This is a genomic window from Candidatus Cardinium sp. cBcalN2, assembly GCF_022810445.1.
In the GTDB taxonomy this organism is placed as follows: Bacteria; Bacteroidota; Bacteroidia; order Cytophagales; family Amoebophilaceae; genus Cardinium.
In genome coordinates, this window is record NZ_JAACGD010000198.1 from 1 (window position 1) to 835 (window position 835).

1 protein-coding gene is annotated in these 835 nt (G+C 34.5%); it reads left to right on the forward strand.

Annotated features, from left to right (window positions below):
- A partial coding sequence (locus MUW74_RS04275; protein WP_243553110.1) for a hypothetical protein occupies positions 1 to 696 on the forward strand: 696 nt, incomplete at its 5' end.
- Positions 697 to 835 lie beyond the last annotated feature (139 nt).

The following is an 835-nucleotide window of genomic DNA, read 5'->3' on the forward strand; positions in this document are numbered from 1 at the left end:
GGTAAGGGCAGTGAGTCTATTAAGTTATATATAAATATCTTAAAAGTTTTTGGGAATGGCCAACAAATGGTAAATGGTAGTCCAAATGAACTACACTTAAAAATTAAAACCTTAGGGGACCTACTAAAAGATAATCATGCAAAATCATCGGATTTAACTTTTGAGCAGCGTCTTGCTATTAAACTTGCTCATAAAATTACAACCGATCCTGATTATCTTGTTATGGTTGGTAATACAAGCAATACCGCAGAACCGCTTGTGGAAGCTATAAAAAAGCTTATTGATGTAGAAATAGAAAAAGCAATTTTGAAAGAGACATCGGCTGGTTATGTTGGTACTGCTGTTACTAGAGAACTCAAAAAAGCTTTTGTAAAGTTTGATAAGGAATTGCAGACCAAGCACAACAGCGCTGCTGTTACTTATCAAGAAATTGAAGATAAAGTCAATAATAAGCTTAAAAATAAGCAAATAGTAAATCAAGATTTTAGCATTCATGTTATTCGTGAAGCTTTTGTGACTGATTGTGAATCCCTTAAATCTGTTATTGAAACGAGCGTAATTCCTGTTATTCAGATGCCTGATAAAAAACTAAATGATTATACCACTCGTTTCTCTAAAATAACAGGTCTAAATTCGCTTAAGTATGACGATCTTGATCAGATAAGGGAAAAGTATCGTGCTGAGTCAGCCAAATAAGCTTTATCGGTTTCATGCTATCTTTTTAGATTAAGTATTTCAACCTGGGGACTAGCTTTTGTTAGCTCCCAGGTTTTTTAATACCCTATCTCTAGTCCTTCTATCTATCTATTCAAGTATCCATTCAGCCCCCACCCAC